The organism is Brevundimonas sp. (assembly GCF_030656255.1).
Classification (GTDB): domain Bacteria; phylum Pseudomonadota; class Alphaproteobacteria; order Caulobacterales; family Caulobacteraceae; genus Brevundimonas.
Map to the genome: position 1 here is coordinate 1 of NZ_JAUSOE010000092.1, position 5819 is coordinate 5819.

Consider the following 5819-nt stretch of genomic DNA (forward strand, 5'->3'; position numbering starts at 1 on the left):
TCCGGCGATCTGAAGCTTGAAGTCGTACTGATCGGACCAGAACCACGGAACCTCCGGCGCCGGTCCCGGCCGCCCGACGATGGCCGCCGCCGCCTGCTTCGCCTGTTCCAGCGCATTGGGCACGCTCTCCAGCCGGTGCGAAACGCCGCCGTGAACCGGAATCGGCCGCCGCGTCATGTCGCCGACGGCGAAGATGGCCGGGTCGCTGGTCCGCGCCTGCTCGTCCACCACCACCCCGTCGTCGCATCTCAGGCCCGCCGACCGCGCCAGGCTTTCGCACGCCAGCGCCCCGACCCCGACCAGAACCGCATCCGCCCGCACCACCGATCCATCCGCCAGGGTCACGCCGTTCTGGGCCACGGCGACCACCTCGGCCCCGGTCATGATCTCGACCCCGTGCGCCCGATGCTGGGCGGTGAAGAAGGCCGACAGGGTCTCCGACGCCACCCGCGCCAGCACGCGCGGCGCCCGCTCGATCACCACCGCCCCGGCGCCCAGGGCCCGGGCCGAGGCCGCCGCCTCCAAACCCACATAACCGCCGCCGACCACCGCCAGCCGCTTGCCCGGCCCCAGCACGGCCTTCAGCCGTTCGGCGTCCTTCAGCGTCCGCAGTTCCAGCAGCTCCGGATGATCCCCGCCCGGCACCGGCAGTTTCCGCGCCGTCGATCCCGTCGCCAGGACCAGCACGTCATAGGCCTCGCTCGATCCGTCATGGAAGGCGACCGTCTTCGCCTCCGGGTCCACCGAGACCGCCACGGTCGAGGGCCGGAATTCGATCCCCTGTTCTTCATAGAAGCTCAGCGGCCGCAGCAGCAGCCCCTCCAGATCCGCCTCGCCCTTCAGCCAGGCCTTGGACAGAGGCGGCCGCTGGTACGGCGGCGCATCCTCCTCGCCCACCAGCACGATCGGCCCCTCATGGCCGTACTGCCGCAGAAACGCCGCGACGGAGCCGCCGGCATGTCCGGCGCCGATGATGAGGATTTTGGTCATGGGAGGCATTTAGAGGGACGAACGCTCGTACGTAAGTCGCGAGTGGTGAATCGTCAGTCGTGACTGACCGCAGCCAATCCAATCACGAGTCACCCTTCACGACTCACGCAACCCCTTGACCGTTCCACTGTTACAGCATAGTGGAACGCGCATGACGACCCCGCCCGCCCGCGACGCCCTCCATGACGCCCTGCTGTCGATGCAGACGCGCGAGGAGATCGACGCCTTCCTCGCCGACCTCTGCACCCCGGCGGAACTGCGCGCCTTCACCGAGCGCTGGCAGGTGGCGCGCCTGCTCGACGCCGGCGGCAAATCCTATCGCGAGATCGCGGCCGAGGCTCACGCCAGCCCCACCACCGTCGTCCGCGTCGCCCGTTATCTCAAAGACATGCCGCACCAGGGCTACCGCATCGCCCTGGACCGCCTGAAGAACACGAACTGAGTATCCGAACATGAGCACCGTCCAAGGCCGGCTTCGCATCGCCGTCCAGAAATCCGGCCGTCTGGCCGACCGCAGCCTCGACCTGATCCGCGACGCGGGTCTGAAATGGGTCAAGGGCCACAACGACCTGCTGTACCGGGTCGAGAACTATCCGATCGACCTGCTGCGCGTCCGCGACGACGACATCCCCACCTTCGTGGCCGACGGCGTCTGCGACCTGGGGATCGTCGGCGAGAATGTGCTGGAGGAAGGCCGCAACGGCGGCGCCAACGCCTCTATCGTCATGCCCTTGGGCTTCGGCCGCTGCACCCTGAAGATCGCCACCCCCCCGACCCTGGCCTATGACGGCCCGGCCTCGCTGGACGGACTGCGCATCGCCACCTCCTATCCCAAGATCCTGCGTCGCTTCCTGGACGAGCGTGGGGTCAAGGCCGACATCGTCGTCATGCGCGGCGCCGTCGAGGTCGCGCCCCGACTGAAACTGGCCGCCGCCATCTGCGACCTGGTCTCGACCGGCGCAACGCTGGAGGCCAACGGCCTGGGCGCCAAGGACACGGTGCTGGAAAGCCAGGCCGTTCTGATCCAGTCCCCCGTCGCCCCCGAACCCGCCCTGCAACACCTGCTGGACAGCGTCATCGAGCGGATGTCGGGCGTCGTGTCCTCGCAGGGCGCGAAATACGTCATGCTGAACGCCCCGCGTTCGGCGCTTGATCAGATCACCGCCATCCTGCCCGGCGCCGGCTCGCCCACCGTCATGCCGTTGATGGGCCGCGACGACGCCGTCGCCGTCCACGCCGTCTGCCAGGAGGCCGTCTTCTGGGAGACGCTGGAGAAGCTGAAGGCCGCCGGCGCCTCGGCCATCCTGGTCCTGCCCATCGAGAAGATGATGTGATGAAGCTGATCGACTGGTCTTCCCTCGACGCCGCCGGGAAAAAGGCGGCCCTGGCCCGCCCGGCCCAGCGCACCGCCGGCGACGTGACCGAGGTGGTCCGCGCCATCCTGGACGACGTGCGCGAGCGCGGCGGCGCGGCGGTCACCGACTGGTGCCTGAAGCTGGACAAGGCCCCGCCCCGCCGCATCGCCATCACGCCCGAGACGGTGGCCGAAGCGCGCAACGCCCTGCCCCCCGCCGACGCCCGCGCCCTGCGCATGGCGGCCGAGAATGTGCGTGTCTTCCACCAGGCGACCAAGCCGGAGGACACCCCCTTCATCGAGACCACGCCCGGCGTGCGCTCCAAACTGGCCTGGCGTCCCATCGCCTCGGCCGGCCTCTACATCCCCGGCGGCACCGCCCCCCTGTTCTCGTCGCTGTTGATGCTGGCCATCCCGGCCGGCGTCGCCGGCGTGGGCCAGCGCGTCGCCGTCACACCGCCGAATAAAGACGGCGGCGTCCACCCCGCCATGATCCTGGCCGCCGCCGAGGCCGGCCTGGACGCCCTCTGGCTGATGGGCGGGGCCCAGGCCATCGCCGCTCTGACCTTCGGCGTCGAGCTGGAGGACGGGGTCATCCCCGCCTGTGACAAGCTGTTCGGACCCGGCAACGCCTATGTCGCCGAAGCCAAGAAACAGGCATCTGCCCTCCCCGGAGGCCCCGCCGTCGACATGCCGGCCGGTCCGTCCGAACTGATGGTCATCGTCGACCGCGACGCCGCGCCCGAGATCGCCGCCGCCGACCTGCTCAGCCAGGCCGAACACGACGCCGACGCCCAGGTCATCCTGGTCTCCACCAGCCGCGCCACCATCGACTACATCCTGTCGGAGGTTGAGACCCAGGTCGCGACCCTGCCACGCGAAGCCATCGCCCGCGCTTCGCTGAACGAGGCCCGCGCCATCCTGGTCCGTGACCTCGACGCCGCCGCAGAGGTCGCCAACCTCTATGGCCCCGAACACCTGGCGATCCAGATCGACGACCCCGAGCCCCTGGTGGACTCCATCAAGGCCGCCGGCGCCGTCTTCGTCGGCCGGTTCGCCGCCGAGACCCTGGGCGACTACGCCGCCGGCCCCAGCCACGTCCTGCCGACCGACGGCGGCGCCCGCACACTGGGCGGCGTCACCACCGCCAGCTTCATGACCACCATGTCGGTCCAACTGGTCAGCGAAGCCGGCGCCCGCGCGCTTGCCCCCATCGCCGCCCGCCTGGCCCGAATGGAGGGGCTGGAAGCCCACGCCCGCGCCGCCGACCTGAGGGCCGAAGGATGACCCTGCCCGCCCCCTATCCCCCGCTGGTCTCCGGCGGCGAGGGCCTGGACCGCTATCCCGGCGACGCCTCGGCCCTCGCCGCCCGCATGGCCGCGATCTACGCCGTGCCTGCCGACCAGGTCCTGCCGGTGCGCGGCCTGACCCACGGGCTGGAGCTTGCCTATCGCATCGCCGCCCGCGACGGCGGTTCGGTCGAGGCGCCCAAGGCCGAGCCCTATGACAGTCTCGCCGCCATCTACCCGGCCAAGGGCGCACCTGCGGTCGTCGTCATCCGCGCCCTCGGCTCGCCCGAGGCCGTCGCCGAAATGGCCGCCCGCGTCGCCCCGGCCCTGCTGGTGGTGGACGAAGGCCTGATCGAGTTCTCCGACAGCGTCTCCGCCGCCACCGTCGTCGCCGATCAGCCGAACCTGGTCGTGCTGCGCAGCCTGTCCCTGGCCTATGGTTTAGCCGGCGCCCGCGTCGGCGCCGCCATCGCGCAAGCCCAGACCCTGGCCCGCCTCGCCTCGGTGCTGGAGCCCTACGCCCTGCCCGAACCCCTGGTTCGGCTGGCGCAACAGGCGCTGGACCCGTCACGGATGATCGAGACCGCCGAGCGGATCGCCTCGGTCCGGCGCGAGCGCGAGCGGATCGCCCGCGAACTGGGCCGCCAGATGCCGGTCGAGCCCGGCGTCGGCCCCATCGTCATGGCTCGCCCCGAAGACCCCGCCGCCGCCCTGGCCGCGTTGGCCGCCTATGGCGTCGCGGCCGACCTGTCCGGCGACCGCCTGCGCCTGCCGGTCTCGATCAAGCCCGAGGTCAACGACCGGCTGCTGGCCTCCTTCGGCCTGACGCCCGCCAAGCGCCGCCCGGCCCGCGTCGGCCAGGCCGTGCGCGATACGAAAGAGACCCGCATCGTCTGCGCCGTCGATCTGGACGCCCCCGGCCCCATCAAGATCGAGACCGGCGTCGGCTTCTTCGACCATATGCTGGAGCAGATCGCGGCCCACGGCGGCTTCTCCCTGCGCCTCCAGTGCGAGGGCGACCTGCACACCGACCCCCACCACACGATCGAGGACAGCGCCATCGCCCTGGGCCAGGCGCTGAAACAGGCGCTGGGCGAGCGAAAGGGCATCGCCCGCTACGGCTTCGTCCTGCCGATGGACGAGGCCAACGCCACCGTCTCCATCGACCTGTCCGGTCGTCCCTATCCGCTGTTCGAGGGCACGTTCGACACCCCCTTCATCGGCGACTACCGCACCGACCTGACGGCCCACGTCTTCCGCTCGCTGGCCGAGGCCATGGGCGCCGCCGTCCACATCAAGGTCACGGGCCAGGACGACCACCACAAGACCGAGGCCGTCTACAAGGCCTTCGGCCGCGCCCTGCGCCAGGCCATCCGGGTCGAGGGCGACGCCGTACCGTCCACAAAGGGGGTGCTGTGATGAAATCCTCCCCCGTTGGGGGAGGGGGACCGCGAAGCGGTGGAGGGGGCCTGCCCGCGCGCCGGCGCCTGACGCTCCACACCTCGTACGCCCTAGCCCCCTCCACCACGCTACGCGCGGTCCCCCTCCCCCAAGGGGGGAGGATCGCATGACCGAAGTCGCCGTCATCGCCTATGGCGCCGGCAACGTCGCCTCGGTCCAGTTCGCGCTCGAGCGTCTGGGCGCCACCGTGCGCCTGACCGACGACCCCGCCGTGATCGCCGAGGCCGAACGGGTCATCCTGCCCGGCGTCGGCGCGGCCGGCTACGCCATGAGCCGCCTGTCCGACCTGGGGCTTATCGAACCGATCCGCGCCTTCCCCCGCCCCCTGCTGGGCGTCTGCCTGGGCCAGCAACTGCTGTTCGAAACCAGCCAGGAGGGCGGGGGCGTCGATCTGCTGGGCTTCATCCCGGGCGCCGTGTCCCGACTGGAGCCGACGGGCCCCCTGCCCGTACCGCACATGGGCTGGAGCCGGCTGACGCGCGACCACGACGACCCGCTGCTGGAGGGAGTCGCCGACGGCGCCTACGCCTATTTCGTCCATAGCTATGTCTGTCCCGACGGCCCCGCCACCCTGGCCCGCGCCGACTATGGCGGCCCGGTCCCCGCCATGGTCCGCGCCGCCAACCGCTGGGGCTGCCAGTTCCACCCCGAACGCTCGGCCGAGGCCGGAGCGATCATCCTCAGGAATTTCCTGGGCCTGCCTGAGAATCCATCATGCTGATCTA

General features: G+C 70.9%; 6 protein-coding genes. 5 read left to right on the forward strand and 1 reads right to left on the reverse strand.

Annotated features, from left to right (window positions below):
• Nucleotides 1–990: NAD(P)/FAD-dependent oxidoreductase (locus Q7J26_RS09530; RefSeq protein WP_304936220.1), on the reverse strand; the 990-nt coding region annotated here is incomplete at its 3' end.
• Between the two features lie 151 nt (nt 991–1141).
• Here Q7J26_RS09530 and Q7J26_RS09535 point away from each other — a divergent pair.
• From Q7J26_RS09535 to hisH, 5 genes are all read left to right on the forward strand, one after another.
• Nucleotides 1142–1432, forward strand: coding sequence for a YerC/YecD family TrpR-related protein (locus tag Q7J26_RS09535; protein WP_304936221.1), 291 nt, complete (start codon nt 1142–1144; stop codon nt 1430–1432).
• A gap of 10 nt (nt 1433–1442) precedes the next feature.
• Nucleotides 1443–2324, forward strand: a complete 882-nt coding sequence (hisG, locus tag Q7J26_RS09540) for an ATP phosphoribosyltransferase (protein WP_304936222.1) — start codon at nt 1443–1445, stop codon at nt 2322–2324.
• Complete coding sequence (gene hisD, locus Q7J26_RS09545; protein WP_304936223.1) at nt 2324–3631, forward strand: histidinol dehydrogenase; 1308 nt, start codon at nt 2324–2326, stop codon at nt 3629–3631. The genes hisG and hisD overlap by 1 nt, the downstream gene beginning before the upstream one ends.
• Nucleotides 3628–5052 carry an imidazoleglycerol-phosphate dehydratase HisB gene (gene hisB / locus Q7J26_RS09550; protein WP_304936224.1) on the forward strand — a complete coding sequence of 475 codons (1425 nt, stop codon included), beginning with the start codon at nt 3628–3630 and terminating at the stop codon, nt 5050–5052. The genes hisD and hisB overlap by 4 nt, the downstream gene beginning before the upstream one ends.
• A gap of 148 nt (nt 5053–5200) precedes the next feature.
• Nucleotides 5201–5815 carry an imidazole glycerol phosphate synthase subunit HisH gene (hisH, locus tag Q7J26_RS09555; protein ID WP_304936225.1) on the forward strand — a complete coding sequence of 205 codons (615 nt, stop codon included), beginning with the start codon at nt 5201–5203 and terminating at the stop codon, nt 5813–5815.
• Nucleotides 5816–5819: the final 4 nt, after the last annotated feature.

Bases quoted from the DNA above. Each gene is read 5' to 3' on its own strand.
- hisB (WP_304936224.1), top strand. From the start codon at position 3,628: ATGACCCTGCCCGCCCCCTATCCCCCGCTGGTCTCCGGCGGCGAGGGC.
- Q7J26_RS09535 (WP_304936221.1), top strand. From the start codon at position 1,142: ATGACGACCCCGCCCGCCCGCGACGCCCTCCATGACGCCCTGCTGTCG.
- hisH (WP_304936225.1), top strand. From the start codon at position 5,201: ATGACCGAAGTCGCCGTCATCGCCTATGGCGCCGGCAACGTCGCCTCG.
- hisG (WP_304936222.1), top strand. From the start codon at position 1,443: ATGAGCACCGTCCAAGGCCGGCTTCGCATCGCCGTCCAGAAATCCGGC.
- hisD (WP_304936223.1), top strand. From the start codon at position 2,324: ATGAAGCTGATCGACTGGTCTTCCCTCGACGCCGCCGGGAAAAAGGCG.